At 46.5% G+C, this 18,455-nt stretch carries 15 protein-coding genes and 2 tRNA genes; all 17 read right to left on the bottom strand.

Annotated features, from left to right (window positions below; genetic code table 11):
• Positions 1-22 precede the first annotated feature (22 nt).
• Complete coding sequence (gene ftsH / locus JNUCC22_RS00420) at positions 23-1,942, bottom strand: ATP-dependent zinc metalloprotease FtsH (protein WP_216062042.1); 1,920 nt, start codon at positions 1,940-1,942, stop codon at positions 23-25.
• A 97-nt stretch (positions 1,943-2,039) separates the two neighbouring features.
• A complete protein-coding gene (gene hpt / locus JNUCC22_RS00415; protein WP_004264611.1) occupies positions 2,040-2,579 on the bottom strand; it encodes a hypoxanthine phosphoribosyltransferase in 540 nt (179 codons plus the stop codon).
• Positions 2,576-3,994, bottom strand: a complete 1,419-nt coding sequence (gene tilS, locus JNUCC22_RS00410; RefSeq protein WP_043020651.1) for a tRNA lysidine(34) synthetase TilS — start codon at positions 3,992-3,994, stop codon at positions 2,576-2,578. The genes hpt and tilS overlap by 4 nt, the downstream gene beginning before the upstream one ends.
• Positions 3,995-4,098: 104 nt before the next feature.
• A complete protein-coding gene (locus JNUCC22_RS00405) occupies positions 4,099-5,100 on the bottom strand; it encodes a protein kinase domain-containing protein (protein WP_216062041.1) in 1,002 nt (333 codons plus the stop codon).
• Positions 5,066-5,803 carry a vWA domain-containing protein gene (locus JNUCC22_RS00400; RefSeq protein ID WP_004264624.1) on the bottom strand — a complete coding sequence of 246 codons (738 nt, stop codon included), beginning with the start codon at positions 5,801-5,803 and terminating at the stop codon, positions 5,066-5,068. The genes JNUCC22_RS00405 and JNUCC22_RS00400 overlap by 35 nt, the downstream gene beginning before the upstream one ends.
• Before the next feature lie 67 nt (positions 5,804-5,870).
• Positions 5,871-8,360 (bottom strand): stage II sporulation protein E, encoded by a 2,490-nt coding sequence (gene spoIIE / locus JNUCC22_RS00395; RefSeq protein ID WP_007409936.1) that lies wholly within the window; start codon positions 8,358-8,360, stop codon positions 5,871-5,873.
• 209 nt (positions 8,361-8,569) lie between these two features.
• Positions 8,570-8,641 (bottom strand) — tRNA-Glu (locus JNUCC22_RS00390).
• Positions 8,642-8,648: 7 nt separating this feature from the next.
• Positions 8,649-8,725, bottom strand: a tRNA-Met gene (locus tag JNUCC22_RS00385).
• A gap of 157 nt (positions 8,726-8,882) precedes the next feature.
• Entirely contained in the window at positions 8,883-9,269 is a 387-nt protein-coding gene (locus JNUCC22_RS00380; protein ID WP_004264630.1) for a S1 domain-containing RNA-binding protein, read from the bottom strand.
• A gap of 80 nt (positions 9,270-9,349) precedes the next feature.
• Positions 9,350-9,727, bottom strand: a complete 378-nt coding sequence (gene divIC / locus JNUCC22_RS00375; protein ID WP_004264632.1) for a cell division protein DivIC — start codon at positions 9,725-9,727, stop codon at positions 9,350-9,352.
• 17 nt (positions 9,728-9,744) lie between these two features.
• A complete protein-coding gene (gene yabQ, locus JNUCC22_RS00370) occupies positions 9,745-10,380 on the bottom strand; it encodes a spore cortex biosynthesis protein YabQ (protein WP_007409935.1) in 636 nt (211 codons plus the stop codon).
• Complete coding sequence (yabP, locus tag JNUCC22_RS00365; protein ID WP_004264638.1) at positions 10,377-10,679, bottom strand: sporulation protein YabP; 303 nt, start codon at positions 10,677-10,679, stop codon at positions 10,377-10,379. The genes yabQ and yabP overlap by 4 nt, the downstream gene beginning before the upstream one ends.
• A 78-nt stretch (positions 10,680-10,757) precedes the next feature.
• Positions 10,758-11,018 (bottom strand): RNA-binding S4 domain-containing protein, encoded by a 261-nt coding sequence (locus JNUCC22_RS00360; protein ID WP_007409934.1) that lies wholly within the window; start codon positions 11,016-11,018, stop codon positions 10,758-10,760.
• A 1-nt stretch (position 11,019) separates the two neighbouring features.
• Positions 11,020-12,495 carry a bifunctional methyltransferase/pyrophosphohydrolase YabN gene (gene mazG, locus JNUCC22_RS00355; protein ID WP_007409933.1) on the bottom strand — a complete coding sequence of 492 codons (1,476 nt, stop codon included), beginning with the start codon at positions 12,493-12,495 and terminating at the stop codon, positions 11,020-11,022.
• Positions 12,485-14,065 carry a putative polysaccharide biosynthesis protein gene (locus tag JNUCC22_RS00350; RefSeq protein ID WP_015239026.1) on the bottom strand — a complete coding sequence of 527 codons (1,581 nt, stop codon included), beginning with the start codon at positions 14,063-14,065 and terminating at the stop codon, positions 12,485-12,487. The genes mazG and JNUCC22_RS00350 overlap by 11 nt, the downstream gene beginning before the upstream one ends.
• A 168-nt stretch (positions 14,066-14,233) precedes the next feature.
• Entirely contained in the window at positions 14,234-14,770 is a 537-nt protein-coding gene (gene spoVT / locus JNUCC22_RS00345; protein ID WP_004264646.1) for a stage V sporulation protein T, read from the bottom strand.
• A gap of 136 nt (positions 14,771-14,906) precedes the next feature.
• Positions 14,907-18,440: a transcription-repair coupling factor gene (mfd, locus tag JNUCC22_RS00340; protein ID WP_216062040.1), complete on the bottom strand. Its 3,534-nt coding sequence runs from the start codon at positions 18,438-18,440 to the stop codon at positions 14,907-14,909.
• Positions 18,441-18,455 lie beyond the last annotated feature (15 nt).

Below are 18,455 nucleotides of genomic sequence, written 5' to 3'. Positions count from 1 at the left end.
GGTTTTCATATCAGAAAGCGAACTATTCTTTCGGCTCGTCTTTCTTTTCGTCTTCTGTTTTAGACAGGATGTTTACTTTCACATCGTCTTTTGGAAGATGGTCATCTGAGAAATTGCGCTCAGGGAGTTTTCCGTGATCCACGAGATGCTTGATTTGTTCCGCATCTAATGTTTCCACATCAAGCAATGTCTGAGCAATCAATTCAAGCTTATCGCGATTTTCAGTCAGGATGGTTTTCGCACGCTCATAACATTCTTTAATGATGCGCTGAATTTCCTGATCGATTTCGTAAGCGATCTGATCACTGTAGTTTTGCTCGTTGTTGAAATCCCGGCCCAGGAATACTTGACCGCCTTGAGATTGACCGAACTGAAGCGGTCCGAGTTTTTCTGACATACCAAACTCTGTCACCATTCTTCTGGCAATGCTCGTTGCCCGCTGGAAGTCATTGTGAGCCCCCGTGCTGACTTCGCCGAAGATAATTTCCTCGGCAACCCGTCCGCCCAGAAGACCGACAATTTTATCGAGAAGTTCAGGTTTTGTCTGGAAGTAACGGTCTTCTCTCGGAAGCATGACCGCGTATCCGCCCGCCTGCCCCCTCGGAACGATCGTTACTTTATGAACCATATCGGCTTCATCCAGCACAAGTCCGATAACGGTGTGACCGCCCTCGTGGTACGCCACGATATTGCGTTCTTTTTTCGATATGACGCGGCTCTTCTTCGCAGGACCCGCAATCACACGGTCCGTCGCTTCATCAATGTCGCGCATATCAATTTTCTTCTTGTTTTGACGGGCAGCAACGAGTGCCGCTTCGTTAAGAAGGTTTTCTAAATCGGCGCCTGAGAAACCGGGTGTTCTTGAAGCGATTGCTTTTAAGTTCACCGTTTCATCAAGCGGTTTGTTTCTCGCATGCACCTGTAATACGGCTTCACGGCCGATGACATCCGGACGGTCTACCGTAATCTGACGGTCAAAACGTCCCGGACGAAGCAATGCAGGGTCGAGAATGTCCGCACGGTTTGTCGCAGCGATAATAATGATTCCTTCATTCGCACTGAAACCGTCCATCTCAACAAGCAGCTGGTTCAGCGTCTGTTCGCGTTCATCATGCCCGCCGCCAAGACCTGCGCCGCGCTGACGTCCTACCGCGTCGATCTCATCAATGAAGATCAGACAAGGCGCATTCTTTTTCGCATTTTCGAATAAATCACGCACACGGGAAGCACCGACACCGACAAACATTTCAACGAAGTCAGATCCGCTGATGCTGAAGAAAGGAACGCCCGCTTCACCGGCTGAGGCTCTCGCAAGCAATGTCTTACCGGTTCCCGGAGGTCCGACCAGCAGCACGCCTTTAGGAATTCTGGCGCCAAGCTCGGCGAATTTGCGAGGATCTTTCAGAAACTCAACAACCTCAACAAGCTCCTGCTTCTCCTCATCCGCGCCGGCTACATCTTTAAACTTCACGCGTTTCTTTTCTTCCGTATACAGCTTCGCTTTGCTCTTTCCGAAGTTCATGACACGGCTGCCGCCGCCCTGAGCCTGATTGAGCAGGAAGAAAAACAGAATAAAGATGATGACAAACGGAATGATCGTCGTTAAGAACGTCACCCACCCGCTTGTTTCCTGTGCGGGATCAACTTTTACGTCCGTCTTTTTAATTGCATCAAATATCTGGTCTGCTCCCTTTCCTTCAGGAACATGTGTTAAAAAGTACTGGTCTTTGTCGTATTTTTTCAGCTGTCCTTTTACCTCATAAACACCTCTGACAGGCTGAACCGATACGCTATCAACTTTCCCCTCATCGAGGTTCTTGATAAACGTACTGTACGACATATTTTCTGTCTTCGGGTTTGAAGTCTGGAAGTAACTCACAACCCCGATTACTACTAATAAAATAAGTAAATAAAAAATGGTATTACGGAAGACCCGATTCATTCCTTACCTCCTCCCACAGTAAGCACAACTATGTTCAATAGTACCATAGAAAATCATTCCAATACAACCGATAACCATCTCGGAAGCAGGCAGCCGATCAGCTTTCATAAATCGCCGGTTTTAATACTCCGATGTAAGGCAGATTGCGATAGCGTTCGGCATAATCAAGTCCGTAACCCACAACAAACGCGTCAGGAACTTCAAAGCCTACGAAGTCTGCTTTAATGTCCGCTTTTCTTCCGCTTGGTTTATCCAACAGGGTAACAATCTTAATTGATTTCGCTTTACGATATCGGAAGAGTTCTACGAGATAGCTCAAGGTTAACCCACTGTCGATAATATCTTCAATGATTAAGATGTCCCGGCCTTCTACAGATGTATCCAAATCTTTGATGATTTTGACTTCTCCGGAAGAAACCGTGGAATTTCCGTAGCTTGATACATCCATGAAGTCCATTTCCAAATATGTATCAATATGCTTTATAAGATCAGCCATAAAAGGAAGCGCTCCCTTTAACACACCGATTGCCAACGGAAACGTGTCGCTGTACTCGCTTGTTAATTGTTCTCCAAGCTGTTTTACTTTCTGCTGGATCTCATCTTCTGAGATCAGCACTTTTTCGATATCCTGTTTCATGTTAATGCTTGCCCCCTACACTTTTCATGCTGTCTATATTGTAATACAATGCGGTCACTGTTTGAAATCACAAGATCGTCAAAGATGGATTTTTTCAAGCCAGGCAGCCAGATAATTTCACCGCTCGCATCCGTTACAATCGGCCATTCGTCCCGATCCCGCAGAGGCAGTTTATGATCAATAAATATATCTTTCACCTTTTTCGAGCCATTCATCCCTTTAAGTTTGATCCGGTCGCCGATTTTTCTCGTCCGGATTGTTAAAGGAAATTGCACCTTGTTTCTGCTTGTCATAAAAACAGCATTCCCATTTTTGATATGAGGGTCAGCCTGATCGGCCACCTCTATCATAAAGCCGTTGGGGAGAACAGCAGTCTCGCCTTTCGCTCCTTGCAGCTGCAGCTCAAAGGGAACTTTTTCACATTGCCATTGTTCAAATGTAAACAAACATGTCTGATATGATTTGACCACCTTCAGCCCTTTCGGAAAATCAAGCACTCCCGAGGCGCTTCCATTTTCCGCCCATTCGAGAAACTGCTGTATGTGGCGGGCGGAAAACGACGATGGAACGTTTTCATAAAGATAGTTTAATATTAGTTGAACTCCTCTTCTTTGTAAAGGTATCGGAAGGGCAAGCAATTGAGAGGAATTGACTTCAACCGATGTGTCTGACTTGCTTGTAATAACCTTATTCATTCGTTCTTTCGTTAATGACTGCAGGTATTGTTCGTCTTCTGTCAGTGCTTCACTCACCTTTTGAAACATTTTATGAACGTCAGGTGATTCATGTTTTAAAAAAGGAAGCACGGTCTTTCTGAATCTGTTTCTTGCATAATCGTCTTTTGCATTGCTCTCATCCGTTCTGTAGCTGAGCCCTTCTTGACGGCAGTATTCAAGGATTTCATCCTTTGCCGCATAGAGGAAAGGCCTGATCAGCCAGCCGGATGCAAATTCGCGGACGGGCTGCATTCCCGCAAGCCCTGCCCCGAGCGTACCTTTCGCAAGCCTCATGAGCATTGTTTCAACCTGGTCATCGCCATGATGAGCCAGTGCCAAAAACTTCGCTTGGTGTTTTGCCATCAGATCTTCGAAAAACTGATATCTGCAATCACGCGCGGCAGCCTGCTTGTTCAGCTTATTCTTCTTTGCGTATGCAGAAACATCAATCTGTACCGTTTCGCAGAGGATGTGTTCCGCTTCGCAATATGACTGCACAAACTTCATATCTTCTTCAGATTCAGGACCCCTGAACTGATGGTCGACATGCGCCGCTATGATAACGGAGGAATGCCCGAAGTGCTTATTCAGCATACTGAGAAGCGCCATTGAATCAGGGCCTCCGGAGACCCCGGCAATAATCGTTTCTCCCTCCGCCTGAAGATGATATGTTTTGAAAAAATCTTCCACGCTTTTCACAATGTCCCCCTCACAATGAGCAGGTTTTTTAAAGATATACATATCCTATCACTTTCATTCCCTCCAAGCAAAGAAGAAGCATAAGCGCAGGCGTCCGGCCGGCACTAGATGAGAAAAAAGACGATGTAAGCGAAATAAAGGGCGAGAACGCTGATTAAAATAAGTGTTGTTTCAAACAAACCATTGTGCTTTGCGGGTTTTTGTTTAGGTTTATACCGCGTTTGAGATACAGTGCCCTGCCGCGGTTTTGATTGCGGGGGCTTAGGCTTGGCGGCGGCTTTCCTTTTGCTCCCGGCACTCTGCCCCGCCGTCAGGATGTCATGCTTCATGGCTTCCGCAGACAGATATTGGCCGTTTAAAGCAGAAAACAGAACCTTCTTATACTTATTCAGAAACGGGTGGCCTTCAATGATAGAACGAAGCTGTTCTTTCGGCTGTCCTGACTTTTTGCACTCTTTCTTCTGGACACAGTGGATCATGATCATTGCGACAGCAAACAGGTCATAGGATGGTTCTGCTTTTCTTGTTCCATACCCCCAATAGCCCCTGTCGTAAAACTCCGTATACTCTTTAATCGCGCGGCCCTGTTTTGTCGTTCCCCCTACATCAATGCAGCGAATGGCAGCCGGTGGTCCGGTTACAATGAGATTGTCCGGTTTGAGGTCGCCAAAAACCCACCCTTGCTGATGAAGGACTGACAGGCTGGAAAGAAGCTGCACCATCAGCACCGGAATCCACTCCGCTCCCTTACTGCTGATATATTGCGGAAGAAGCGGCCCTTCTATGTACTCCATCACGTAAAAAGAGACATTTTTATTCAGCTGCGGAATAAACGCGTCGTCCGCATCAAAAAAAGAAGGCCCCATCGTTTGCGACCGGGCCTTTGAAAAGGATTTTAAGACATTCACTTCAGAGGTAACAGACATGCTGTCGCTGCTTATTTTCAAAGCGACCTGTCCGCCTGATGCTTCTGCCAGATATACAATACCGTTAGCCCCTTTTCCAAGCTGTTTGAGCAATCTGTAGGATTTGCCGTTCCATTTGCCCTGAATTGCCGTCCCCGGTGCCAGACTACATGCCAAACTCGTTAAAGCGTCGTTCATCATCTGCCAACATGCTCCTTCTTGAGCGGATTCTCTCAAACTGCTGCGTCGCTTCCCGGATAGCGGGGCCCGTAGGGGTGATACCGCCGGTCGACAGCTTCGCAAAAAGTGCAGAAAGGGATTCAAGCTTCGGCGTCCAATTCAGCACAAGCTCAACTTCCTGGCTTTTCCCGGGAAATATACACATTGCAAATTCATTTTGTCCGGCCCGGGAATTTAAACTGATGGAAAGATCGATCAGCGCTTCTTTCACCGTCGGCAGTTTCGGCGCCATACTCGCACTCGTATCAACCAGCACAAGCACTTGCAGATGAACCGTTTCGCCGAGTTCATCAACCACTTCCATCACTTCGCCGCGTTTTTCAGGAGAAAGCTCTTCCATTTCAACGTTTTTCCCTAAGATTTGTTTAAGCTCTTGATTGACGACACCTTGCAGCGTCTGGGTCATTGCTTTTTTCGTCACCATTTGAACCGTCTGAGACAATTGTGACGCATACACAACTTGATGGACGCCGCCTCCGGCCATGGCGATGCCTTCAACTTCCTTCATTGCTTCTTGGTCAATCGCGTTTTCTTCCATAATTCCTATAACATTCACCGTAATCCCCTGCTCCTTGGCGAAAGCCGCCATTGCGATCGGGTCTTCACCATGATTGGAGCAGCCATCTGTAATCAGCAGAACTTGATTTAAATGTCCCTTATTCACATACATTCCTCCCGGTGATACGATTAGTCCCATCTTCGCCAGAAGGAAAGTGATTTATACGAATGGATTAAGAAATCTCCTTTTTATTTTGGAAAACCGCCGGCACCGGTATGGAAGCCCATTTCGGCGTGTTGTGGTCAATCCGGACAACAACCACTGTCATATCGTCTTCGATTTGGCCGGAACGCGTTCTGATGACCTCTTCCATTAATATATCAGCGATTTCTTGCGGGTCTTCGGTTTTCAGCCCTTTCATTTTCCGTTTCATCCACAGGTCGTGGTTTTCAACGTGCTTCGGCCCTTCAAAAATACCGTCACTCATCATGACGAGCAGATCTCCCGCTTTTAACTGTTCACTTACAACCTCCACATCAAATTCATTGATGATGCCGATCGGCAGATTGCTGGCCTGAACTTTCATGACTTGATCTCCCCGCTTGATAAAACTCGGCGTTGAACCGACCTTCAAGAATTTGCAGCTTGCATCCTGAAGATCAATGATAGAAAGATCGAGAGTTGAGTAGATTTCGTCTGTCGTCCGTAAAGACAGAATACTGTTGATCGTTTTTATCGCTATTTTTTCATCAATACCTGATTCGAGAATTTTTTCGAGGAGCTTAATCGTTTCATTGCTCTCATAATGGGCCCTCGCCCCATTGCCCATGCCGTCACTGATCGCGGCCGCATATTTTCTCGCCCCCAGTTCCATCATGCTGTAGCTGTCGCCGGAGACAAGGCCGCCGCCTTTTGCCGCATGAGCCGCGCCTGTCGATACCCGGTACGACTTGGTCGAACCGAACGCAACATGGCTGTAGCCATTCGGATGAGTCGAGTGCTGTTCGCTTTTGACAAGTATCTGCTCCTCAAGAATGTCAGACAGCATCGGGGCGATAATTTTCTCACTCTCGCCGTGTCCTCCGCTGAACGGGATTGTCATTTCGATATCAATATTGCCCTGCTCCAAGCTGTATATCTCGACATGCTGAATCTCGATTCCGAAATGCTGCAGCGCCTCTATCATTTGTTCTTCCTGAATAAAATGCTGCTCCCTCTCCCGTTTTATTTCCCGAGAAAAGTCCGCCATGACCTCAGAAACCCCCAACAGCTGCTCGGCAACAAGCCTTCTGCTGTCCTGAACTTTTCTCTTCAGTGTCAGATGGGCGTGATGGTGGGCAAGTTCGTCCTCAATCAGCTCTTCCACCTGTCTGGATTTGGAACAGTGCTGTTGAAACTCCTTTTTTAATCTGCGGTTTGAGGCATACTGTTTTTCTTCTGTTTCATGCATAACTTGTTTCATTAAGTCATATGTTTTATCAAAGTTTTGAACCCAGCATTTGCTTTTCTTATAGCAGGATTGGCACGAATGCTCCGTGATTTTGCTTAAAAAGAGATCCACTTCCCCTTCTTCCGCCTGCTCATCGGAAGACGTCTGATGAAAGGTGGCGAAGCTCTCCGACAAGGCATGAAACACATTGGAGAACTGGTCTACTTTCTGGGCGGTGACATCTCTGATTTTCCTCGCGTACTGCTGCTGTTCCTGACTGTGCTCAGCAGTGCCCGGTATGTATCGCGCCACCTTTTTCGTAATCGATTGAGGCGTAATCAAAAACAAAACAACGGCAATCAAAGATTCATAAAGAGTGGTCATTAATCCGGCAGACCCTTCTCCATATAATGAAATCAGCAGTGAGCCGATCACTAATCCGACTGCGGCTCCGGCTTTCTTTCCTTCTTTCAGCAGCCCGCCAAGAAGCCCGGAAAACGCAAGCAGACTCATTTGATAGAGATTCCCGATATTCGCAAGCCCGAGGATCAGTCCGGTCACAACACCGACCGTACAGCCGATGCTTGCCCCGCCGACAAAGGAAAAACTCAGCACGACATAGCGGGCCAGGATATGTTCAGCCTGCATTCCCTGAAATGAAACACCGGCAAGCCCGGTTAAAACGGATGCGATCAAGATCATAAAACAGATGATTTCTTCTATTTTTAACGATTGCTTCACTTTTTTGATCGTGAAGATCGGCAGGCTTTGCAAAAAGATCAGCGTCAAAATAAAGGCCAGGCCCGCCTCGACAACAGCCATCACATAATCATAGGTGGTAAAAGCGCCGCTCTCAAAATAAACAAATCCGATTCTCGCGGCAGCCATAGAGAAAAACACCACGATCGGCAGCATCTTCACCCGGTCCTGCACGATATATGTACCGATTTTTGAAAATAGAGTGAAGACGGCCAAAGCTGTGAGAATCAATAAAGAGTGTTTCGGCGAAATGGTTAAAGCGCCCGCAAGTAAAGACAGACAAGCATAGAAGGCTTTATCTCTTCTGATCAAAAGCATCGCTCCGAAAAACGGCAGCGCAAACGGAAGAACCTCAGATAATATGAAAGCCCGTCCAAGTAAAAAACCGATCACGACATAAATGAAACCCTTATAGAAAAAAAGTGAATGCGCTTGATGGACTGTAAGCTTTGCCGCCTTTTCAAAAAACGATTGCAGTTTTTCCAGAGCTTGTCCCGCCATCGGCCCGTTCACTCTTCTTTCCGCTTTTTCCATTGCTCTCATCCCCCACCTGTTTTATTCGTTGCTTGTCATTATAAATGAAAGCCCAGATAGGATTTTGTCAAAAGAAGGTAACAATTCCAAAGAACTCTTCGACGCTTTCTCCCTTGTTCCCCTTTCCTTTCGTATTTCCTCCGACATTTCTCAAAAAGTTGTCTAAATATGAAAAAATCGGCTTCTGCAACAGAAGCCGATTCGCTTGATGACCCGTACGGGATTCGAACCCGTGTTACCGCCGTGAAAGGGCGGTGTCTTAACCGCTTGACCAACGGGCCATATATATGGTAGCGGCGGAGGGGATCGAACCCCCGACCTCACGGGTATGAACCGTACGCTCTAGCCAGCTGAGCTACACCGCCATATAGGTGCTTATAAGCACAAGTTATATAATACAAAGGTTTCTTCATTCCGTCAACAGAAACTTTAAAGTTTTAATTTTCTGACTATATGGGTGAATACAAAAAAAGCACCCGCTGGGATAGACGGATGCTCCATGTATTTATAGAAAGCAGCAAGTTATCCTCTTCTTGCTCCGCGCCCTCCACGTTTTGATTCCGTGTTTCGTTTTAAAGATGATAAGCGGTCTTCGCTATCTTTAAGAAACTTGTTCATTTTCTGTTCAAAAGATTCTTTCGGACGGAAATCATTTCTAGGTCTGGCTTGCGGACGGTCTTTAGCTTTTTTAATTGATAAACCAATTTTCCCGTCTTTTTCAACGTTGATGACTTTCACTTCAACTTGATCGCCGACTTTTAAATGCTCGTTAATGTCTTTAACATAATTATCGGCTACCTCACTGATATGAACGAGACCGGTTGAGCCTCCAGGCAATTCAACAAATGCTCCGAAATTTGTAATACCTGTTATTTTCCCTTGCAACTTGCTGCCAACTTCAATCGACATAAAAAAAGTGCTCCTCCTTAGGCTTATAAAAAGATCGTTTGTTTAATTATACCTAAATAAAAATTTAAGTGTCAACAAGGCTACTTGCTCTTCTTTTCTACATTGAAGAGAATCTCACCATTTCCTGACATAAACAAGTCTCTTCTGGCAAGCTCTGTGACGTAATCCTCATCCTTTAATTTGGAAATTTCATCTTTTAAATCAGCCTGTTTCGCGTTCAATTCTTTCACTTGTTTTTCCAGCTGAGCTTTCTTTTCTTCGTTTGCGCTAAGGGAAGAGGTCTGTGACCACAGAGAACCCGCTAAGACAATAGCCGTCAACAACACAAGGGCGCCGAATACGATCAACCGTCTGAAAAGCCCTTTCCGCCTTCTTTTCATAAGCTGGGATTGCCGTTCAACCTGCTCTTTATAGTCGTTTTGGATTTCAGTTATTGTACGTTCTCTAGATAGATTCAAACCAGACGGTCCTCCTTTCACCTTTTCAAAATACGTATCATGGTCGATCTGATTGTTATGATTAGTTTCTTGCTCTTTTGTAAAAATCCTGCACTTTTTTGAAAATATCGTTTGAAAGTAAGACGCCACTTTTCAGGAAGAAGTTTCAATAATTGTTTCAACAGGAAAAACAGCGGATACAGCAAAAACGTTACGATCTTAAAAAGACACTTCGCAAAAAAGGCACTCACCCGATAGGAGTATAAAGAAATAACCGTGATCAGCCCGATGAGCAGCTTAAAGAGCAGAAGCACCGGACGGAACAGCACGTGCTGAATGAGCTTTTTTGCGAATTGGTAAAGAGACACCGCAAGATGAATGGCAAATTTCAGTATTTTTATATACATTCGTTTAAACAGGCTTTGGTACGTCGCAATCCCCAGTAAGACAGCCAAGAAAATGTATACCCTGAGTTCCCCTTCATTCACGTTGAGCAGCACATAGAAAAACAGCAGACCTTGTACAATCCAAAAGAGAATGTCATGAATGAATAACAGCCATCTGGCCGTTTTGGCGCGGCTGACAAACAGCCTGTATGTATCAAGCGACGCTCCGAGCCAGGCGCCCATACCGGTCATTGCCAGCATCGTATAAAATTGGGTGGTCAGCGTCATTTAAACAACTTGCTAAAAAACCCTTTAGCTTTATCCCCTTGCTGCTCGTCTAAATATACAAGGTCAAACACCCTGCCTTTTATAGATACAATCCCTTTTTCCACATCAAGATTTTTCATCTGCAGGTTCTCGCCTCTGACGGAAAGCATTCCCATAACCGTTTCCAGCAAAAACTCTTCGTTGTCAAAACTTTCTACATGCTTGACGCCCGAAATGTCTAAATGCTTTCTCCCTTTCATCGTTACATCATGCTGTTCCGGAACAGAAGAAGAACCTTTTTGCTCATAATATGAATTCATCTATTCAGCCCCCATATCCTCGATACTTTTAGCATTATTACTGCATTGTATGAGACGGGAGCCTTGTTTAGAACAAGCCTATTCGCCGAGTTTTTCTTCCTTGACGATTGTATACATGCCCGCGGCTTCTTCTTTTTTCGTTGTTTCTTTCAATTCGTTTACCTTCACGGTGACAAGCTTCTGGCCGAAGCGGACCGTCAGTTCATCACCGGCTTTTACGTCTGAGCTGGCTTTCGCCTGATTCCCGTTAACTGTGATTCTCCCTTGATCGGCGACCTCTTTCGCCAATGTGCGGCGTTTAATTAATCTGGATACTTTTAAAAACTTATCAAGTCTCATATCAGAATCTCCTCTCCATTTCTTTTGCTTCATCCCACAATTTGTCCATTTCCTCAAGTGACATTGCGGTCAATTCAAGTCCCTTTGCTGCCGCTTCTTTCTCAATATAAGCAAAGCGTCTGCGGAATTTGTCATTTGTCATGGCGAGCGCTTCCTCAGGCTCAATTTTATAGTATCGGCCGATATTGACCAATGCAAATAAAACATCGCCGAATTCAGCTTTTAAGCTGATTTCATCTGCTGATTCGGCGGAAGCCTCTGCAGAAAATTCCTTCAGCTCTTCATTTACTTTATCCCATATATCCTGAACGTCATCCCAGTCAAAGCCGGTTTTTGCGGCTTTTTTCTGAAGCTTGGCCGCTTTTGCAAGAGAAGGCAGTGTTTTCGGCACGGCATCCAGCAATGAAGTGGATGTTGTTTGCTTTTCCGCCTTTTTGATTTCTTCCCAGTTGGCGACGACATCATGTTCATCCTGAACCTTAACATCCTTAAACACATGCGGGTGCCGTCTGACCATCTTCGCACTGATGTCTCTGATGACATCATCAATTGAGAAATACCCCTCGTCTTCTCCGATCTGGGCGTGCAGCATAACCTGAAGCATGACGTCCCCGAGTTCTTCTATCATGTGATCCGTGTCCTCTTCGTCAATGGCCTCAAGCAGTTCGTAGCATTCCTCAATCATATATTTCTTTAATGACTGGTGTGTCTGCTTTTGATCCCACGGACAGCCGTTCGGCCCGCGAAGCTCGCGAATAATACTTCGGAATGCAGAAAATTCCTGGTAAAGGAGTTCTTCTTTTTTAATCGGCGGAACATACACGCTTGTTAAGTTATTTATTTCTACATTGCGGTCAAGCTCAAACAAAGGCACCTTGGTCATCTTTTCTCCCTTGCTTCCGGCTGCCGTGACGATGACCACTTCATAGTCGTCAGGCAATTTCTCCATAAGCGTCAGCTTCACCTCAGAGGCCGTCATTTGGTCATAAACCTGGCAAATGATCAGGTGATGGCGGAGTTCGAGCTCATCCGGCGTCATTGTTTGCGCATCCGTAAATTGAAACCCTTCAATCGGATCAATTCGCAATGCATTAAAAGTGGCATCCAAAAAGCTTTGCCCTCCGGCAGTATGAACAGCTACCTGTTGTTCTTCCCGGCGTTCAAATAACAGCTGAACGGTTTTCTCAGCGACAAACGGATGTCCGGGAACAGCGTAGACGACATCCTCTTGCTTCGCTTTTTCAAACAGAATGTCCGCGATCTCTTCATAGACCGCTTCAAACTGATCATGTTTTTCATAAATATCATCAAAATACCGGATGTCCGCTTCCGTCTCTTGCTCTAATTCCGGAATCAAAGGGTGGTCTTTCGTTCTTATATATAAATGCTTCGCCTGAGTCAGCAGCTTATGTATGCCCACTGTCAACTGATCCATGTCTCCGGCGCCGAGGCCGACGACCGTAATGTTACCTGCCATGTTTTTCTCTCCTCTTTTTCAATTTGCTTAAAGCACTGCCGAAAGGAAGGCCGCTCAGCTCTTCGTCCGTGAAAATCTTCATTCTTATCATACAATAAATAAACAATAGCCCTCCGATGACTGACGCAGACAGACTCTCACATACAGCTCCGGCCCTGCTGACGGGAACAAATAACTGCCATAGCTTCATATATACGAGCAGAAAGAAGACCATCAGCAGACTGCACCAGCACAGACGGGCAATCACGCCGCCGATATTCGTCAGCCAGCCCTTCGACCAAATTCTCCGGAGATTCAGGCACGCAACTGCGGCAAATGCCAAGACGGTCGCCAGTGCCGCTCCTGTAATACCCCAGCCGGGGACCAGCCAAACATTCAGCACCCATTTCAGCGCCCCTCCCGCCAAAACGGATACGGCGGGGAAAACGGTATGTCCCGCTCCTTGCAGAATCGCGGCTGCTGTAAGCGCAATCGAGGCAAAAAAGATAGATAAGCTGAATATTTGTAAGGTCTGCGTCCCCTCACTGTTTTGGAAAAGCATGATATTCACCGGCTCTAAAATGCAAAAAAGCCCGGCTGATGCACCGATCCCTACCGCAAGGCAGAGCTTGACGGCTGATGTCGCTTTCTCTTTTATGATAAACGGCTTATTCTCATGCACCGCTTTTGAAATTGAAGGAACCAATGACGCGGCGATACTGACGGCAAACACGGTTCCCAGCTGAAGGAGCGGCTGTCCGCGGTCATATATGCCTTTCAGCTGTTTCGCGGCATGGCTCTCCGTCCCGTCTGAAAGCAGTGAATATAAGTTTAAGGCGTCTACAAGCTGAATCAAAAGCATGAGTACACTGCTGATACAGATGGTGACTGAATAAAGCAGCAGCTTTTTTACAATGACGGCCGTTGCGATATGTCCGCCGTCTTTCTTGGTTTCTTCCCGCTTATACCAGAAAACAGCCAATACACAAAGGGCTGCCAAGCTTCCGGCAATTGATCCCGAGGCCGCCCCCGCACCAGCGGCGTATAATGAACGGCCGCTTTTCAAAAGCCAGAAGGATAAACCGAGAAGCACCGCCACGCGAAGAAGCTGTTCCGTAATCTGGGATAAGGCTGACGGCATCATATCATGCACGCCTTGGAAATACCCCCGGAAAACCGCCGTAAACGGAAACAGTATGAAAGCGAACGCCGCGACCCTTATCAGCATCACAAGGCGGGCGTCACCCATAAAACCGGCCAACGGCGCCGCACCGGCATACATGAGCGCAAACAGAACAAGTCCGGCCGCCGTGACATAAAGGGCGGAAATTTTCATTATTTTTTGTTTATGATCGCTATAATCGTTCATTAATTTTGAGATGATAACCGGAAAACCGGATGTTGACAGCATGACCGCGATCCCTAAAAACGGATACACCTGCTGATAAATGTAAAATCCGACGTCACCGACAATATTCTGAAAAGGAACCCTGTACACGGCGCTTAATATCTTCGTCACGATACCCGCAACGACGAGCACAAAAGCACCTTTCCATGCCGATTGCCGCTTGGCGCCAACTGAATCGTTCATCCAAAAGCTCCTTCCAGCCGCTAGAAAATTACGTCTATAAAACGAGCTTATTATATCACAATCCTAACGGCCGAACCGATAGAGAGCACATATGAATATGAAAAAGAACAGCACTTGTATAAGGGCTGCTCTTTCTCCGTTTTCTTATTTCAATAATGGTAATAAGACCTACTGCTCCATTTGTCTCGCCAAAAAACTGGCTGCCGTTTCTACCGCTTTATGTTCTACTTCTCCAAGTGCCTGTTCCTTGGAAAAGATGACCACGGCACCGATAGGATCGCCATTTGCCACGATCGGAGCTATTGTATAGGAGCTCATATCTTCATCAATGTCATTAACAAGCTGCGCGGACTTCACGTCGTTTTCTACCACTGAGCTGCGCTGATCCATCGTTTTTTCGAGCAAATCGCTGATGGCTTTGTTCAGAAATTCTTTTTTCGAACTGCCTGAAACGGCAATATACGCGTCACGGTCGCAAATCAAGACGGAATGGCCGAGACTGTCATACAAAGCATCTGCATATTCCTTCGCAAAATCGCCAAGCTCACTGATAGGAGAATACTTTTTCAATATAACTTCTCCGTCGCGGTCAACGAATATTTCAAGCGGGTCTCCTTCCCTGATTCGCAGAGTTCTCCGAATTTCTTTAGGAATGACGACCCGTCCTAGATCATCAATACGACGTACGATACCTGTAGCTTTCATCTCTCTGGTGCCTCTCTTTCATGTGATGATATTTAAGGGAAAGTACTAAAGCTCTTTACTTTATGTAGCTTCCGCCACTCGCTTGAAATTAGTATCCGTCACATCAAATGTAATATACACCAGAGAGTAACAATTTTTATGAAGACGCGATTGTTTCTTTCTTCACATCCTGAAGGCCTTTCAGCATGCCGAGCACGGTCTCCAGCCACTCTTCCGTTTTGCGGCCTTTCGTCTGTACTGAGATTTTCAGCTTTTTCCCTTCCATTCCCAGTCCGATCTGCCGGCCGTATTTATTGCCGAGTTCGAACAATTTCTGACCGTCAATCTGTGCGCTGGCCTCTTCAGAAATGGTAAATCTGATCGCGTCTTTATCCTGCTTGATGAGTTCGACGCGTTCATATTTTCCGTATACCTTCATCTCAGCAACCGTAAACAGCCATTCAACCTCTTTAGGATAGCTGCCGAACCTGTCGATGATTTCATCTTGAAGCTCATTTTTCTCCTCAATTGTGGCGATTGACCTGAAGCGTTTGTACATGTCGATTTTTTGCTTGCCGTCTTGTATATAGTTTTCAGGAATATACGCGTCAAGCTCGATATCAATTTCTGTCTCAAACTGTTCGCTTTTCGGAATATCGCCTTTCCGCTCTTCAATCGCTTCCTTGAGCATTTGCGAGTACAGGTCAAAACCGACTGAGTCGATAAAGCCGTGCTGCTGGGCGCCGAGAAGGTTCCCCGCTCCCCTGATCGTCAAGTCACGCATGGCGATTTTAAAGCCTGATCCCAGCTCGGTAAATTCTTTAATCGCCTGCAGCCGTTTTTCCGCCACCTCAGTGAGCACTTTGTCTCTGCGGTACGTAAAATACGCGTAAGCGACGCGGTTGGAACGGCCGACCCGTCCTCTCAGCTGATACAGCTGAGACAGCCCCATTTTGTCTCCGTCGAACACAATCAAGGTATTGACATTTGGTATATCTACGCCTGTCTCAATAATAGTCGTGCTGACAAGGACGTCTGATTCCCCTTCCAGAAAATTGAGCATGACGCTTTCCAATTCATTTTCGGTCATTTTTCCGTGGGCATATGCCACTTTCGCATCGGGAACAAGCATGGAAATTTCATCAGCCTTCCGCTCGATGTCATCCACGCGGTTGTACAAGAAATATACCTGTCCTCCGCGCGCCAGTTCTCTTTCGATGGCTTCCCGCACAAGCGCGCCGTTGTATTCCACGACATATGTCTGAACAGGGAAACGGTTTTCCGGCGGCGTTTCAATAACAGATAAGTCCCGCACACCGAGCATGGACATATGAAGCGTGCGCGGTATCGGCGTCGCTGTAAGAGTCAGCACATCGACATTGGCTTTGATCTGTTTGATTTTTTCCTTATGCGTTACGCCGAAGCGCTGCTCTTCATCAATGATGAGCAAGCCGAGATCTTTATAGACGACGTCTTTAGATAAGAGCCTGTGGGTTCCGATTACGATGTCTACCGTTCCGTTTTTCAGGCCTTTAATCGTTTCATTGGATTCTTTTCTCGTTCTGAATCGGCTGAGAAGACCGATGTTAATCGGATAGTCCTGGAAACGCTCCATAATGGTTTCATAATGCTGCTGCGCGAGTATTGTCGTCGGCACAAGAAGCGCGACCTGCTTTCCGTCGGCGATCGCTTTAAAGGCCGCTCGGATGGCTACCTCCGTCTTCCCGTAACCCACATCACCGCAAAGCAAACGGTCCATCGGGCGCTCTCTTTCCATATCCTTTTTAATCTCCTGAATGGAACGGAGCTGGTCCTCTGTTTCCTGATAAGGGAAAGCAGATTCGAACTGCCGCTGCATTTCATGATCCGGCGAGAACGCATAGCCCTTGCTTGCTTCCCGTTCCGCATAAAGCTTAATCAGATCATCGGCAATATCCTGAACGGAGTTTTCAACTTTTTTCTTCACCCGTTTCCATTCACTGCCGCCCAGTTTATAAAGCTTCGGTTCTTTTCCTTCAGAGCCGACGTACTTCTGCACCTGGTCGATTTGTTCTACAGGGACGTACAGCTTATCGCTGCCCTGATAATGAATGTTGAGGTAATCTTTATGAATGCCTTTGATTTCTAGTGTTTCGATCCCCAAATACTTACCGATCCCGTGGTTGACGTGGACGACATAGTCACCGACCTGAAGCTCGGAATAGCTTTTGATCCGTTCGGCATTTGTCAGCTTCTGCTTTCTCGGCTTTTTCTTGATTCGGTTTTTGAACAGCTCTTCCTCCGTAATGACGGCCAGCTTCATCAGCGGCAGTTCAAAACCGGATTGCAGCTCGCCTTCCATGACATAGACCTGTCCTTGCACAAACGCTTTGGAGCTGTCCGTTTTTGCGGCTTCAATTTCGTAATCAGCCAGCACGGATGCCAATCTGTCGGTTCTGTCCTTATTTGCGCCTAAAAAGACGACGGTGAAGTTTGATTTCTTAAAGCGCTCCATTTCACCTGCGAGCACATTCATCTGCCCGTGAAAACTCTGCATCTGCCGGCTTGTCACATTCACGATATTCTGAGGGCTTGTATGCTGGACATGACGCAAAAATAATGAATAATAAATAGCCGGGCGCCGCTTTTCGCTCATAAGCTCCTGAAAGCTGAAGGATAAATGAATGTCATGCAGAATTTTCCCTTCCTCGAGCAGACTTGTCATAAATTCGGCCTCTTCTTTTTGCAGCTGATCCTCCATTTCATGAATGCGGCTGACCTCGTCTAACAGTAACAACGTGTCTGCCGGTGTATAATCTAGCAAACTAGCAGGTTTTTCGTAAAAGTACGAGAGATACTTCACAAGTTCCTGATCAGTCTGTCCCGTTGATAACCGTTCTTTATCATGTGAGATATTGATATGAAGCATTTCCTTTTGTTTGTCCTGCTTCAGCTTTTTCAGACTGTCGGCAAGCCCTTTATCGAGCCTTTCCATCGCCCGGGCTTTTTCTTCCGCCCTGATGATCAATTCCTTCGCCGGTCCGATCGCCACATGTTTGAGCGTCTCAATTGATCTCTGGTCATCAGAATTGAAGCTTCTGATGGAATCGACCTCCGTATCAAACAGTTCAATTCGCACCGGATGCTCCGACGTCAGCGGATAAATGTCGATAATTCCGCCGCGAATACTGAATTCACCGGGTGCAGAAACCATATCGGAACGCTCATACCCCACCTCTACAAGGCGCGCGGACAGCTGATCCGGTTCTATTTCGTCTCCGAGTGAAATGACGAGCTGGCTGCTTTTCCACAGCTCCTTCGGCGGAAGCATTCTTCTCACTGCCGCAACGGGCGCCACAACGACCGGCGCTTCTCCGTTTGTTAATCTATTAATGACATCAAGCCGCTGAGCACGCAGTTCAGGGCTCGCTACCGCAATTTCTGAAGAAATCAATTCATTCACGGGGTATAAAAAAACAGATTGATCCCCGAGAAGCGCCGTCAGATCTTCCGTCACTTTTTGGGCCTGATATAAATTATGGGTGATAAAGAAAATCGGCCTTTTCGTTTCCTGTGCAAGGGCAGAGGTAAAAACAGAACGCGCGGAACCTGACAGACCCGCAAGCAGCTGTTCCTTCAGCCCCTCATGTAAACCGTTGACAATGGATTTAAAATCATCGCTTTCTTTAATAAAGGTTTGAATGTTGTCCATATGGGCCCTCCTCTC

The organism is Bacillus sp. JNUCC-22 (assembly GCF_018861275.1).
Classification (GTDB): domain Bacteria; phylum Bacillota; class Bacilli; order Bacillales; family Bacillaceae; genus Bacillus; species Bacillus velezensis.
This window is presented reverse-complemented; position numbering and strand designations above follow the sequence as displayed.

Bases quoted from the DNA above. Each gene is read 5' to 3' on its own strand.
- ftsH (WP_216062042.1), bottom strand. From the start codon at position 1,942: ATGAATCGGGTCTTCCGTAATACCATTTTTTATTTACTTATTTTATTA.
- hpt (WP_004264611.1), bottom strand. From the start codon at position 2,579: ATGAAACAGGATATCGAAAAAGTGCTGATCTCAGAAGATGAGATCCAG.
- JNUCC22_RS00405 (WP_216062041.1), bottom strand. From the start codon at position 5,100: ATGATGAACGACGCTTTAACGAGTTTGGCATGTAGTCTGGCACCGGGG.
- spoIIE (WP_007409936.1), bottom strand. From the start codon at position 8,360: ATGGAAAAAGCGGAAAGAAGAGTGAACGGGCCGATGGCGGGACAAGCT.
- JNUCC22_RS00380 (WP_004264630.1), bottom strand. From the start codon at position 9,269: ATGTCGATTGAAGTTGGCAGCAAGTTGCAAGGGAAAATAACAGGTATT.
- yabQ (WP_007409935.1), bottom strand. From the start codon at position 10,380: ATGACGCTGACCACCCAATTTTATACGATGCTGGCAATGACCGGTATG.
- yabP (WP_004264638.1), bottom strand. From the start codon at position 10,679: ATGAATTCATATTATGAGCAAAAAGGTTCTTCTTCTGTTCCGGAACAG.
- JNUCC22_RS00360 (WP_007409934.1), bottom strand. From the start codon at position 11,018: ATGAGACTTGATAAGTTTTTAAAAGTATCCAGATTAATTAAACGCCGC.
- mazG (WP_007409933.1), bottom strand. From the start codon at position 12,495: ATGGCAGGTAACATTACGGTCGTCGGCCTCGGCGCCGGAGACATGGAT.
- JNUCC22_RS00350 (WP_015239026.1), bottom strand. From the start codon at position 14,065: ATGAACGATTCAGTTGGCGCCAAGCGGCAATCGGCATGGAAAGGTGCT.
- spoVT (WP_004264646.1), bottom strand. From the start codon at position 14,770: ATGAAAGCTACAGGTATCGTACGTCGTATTGATGATCTAGGACGGGTC.
- mfd (WP_216062040.1), bottom strand. From the start codon at position 18,440: ATGGACAACATTCAAACCTTTATTAAAGAAAGCGATGATTTTAAATCC.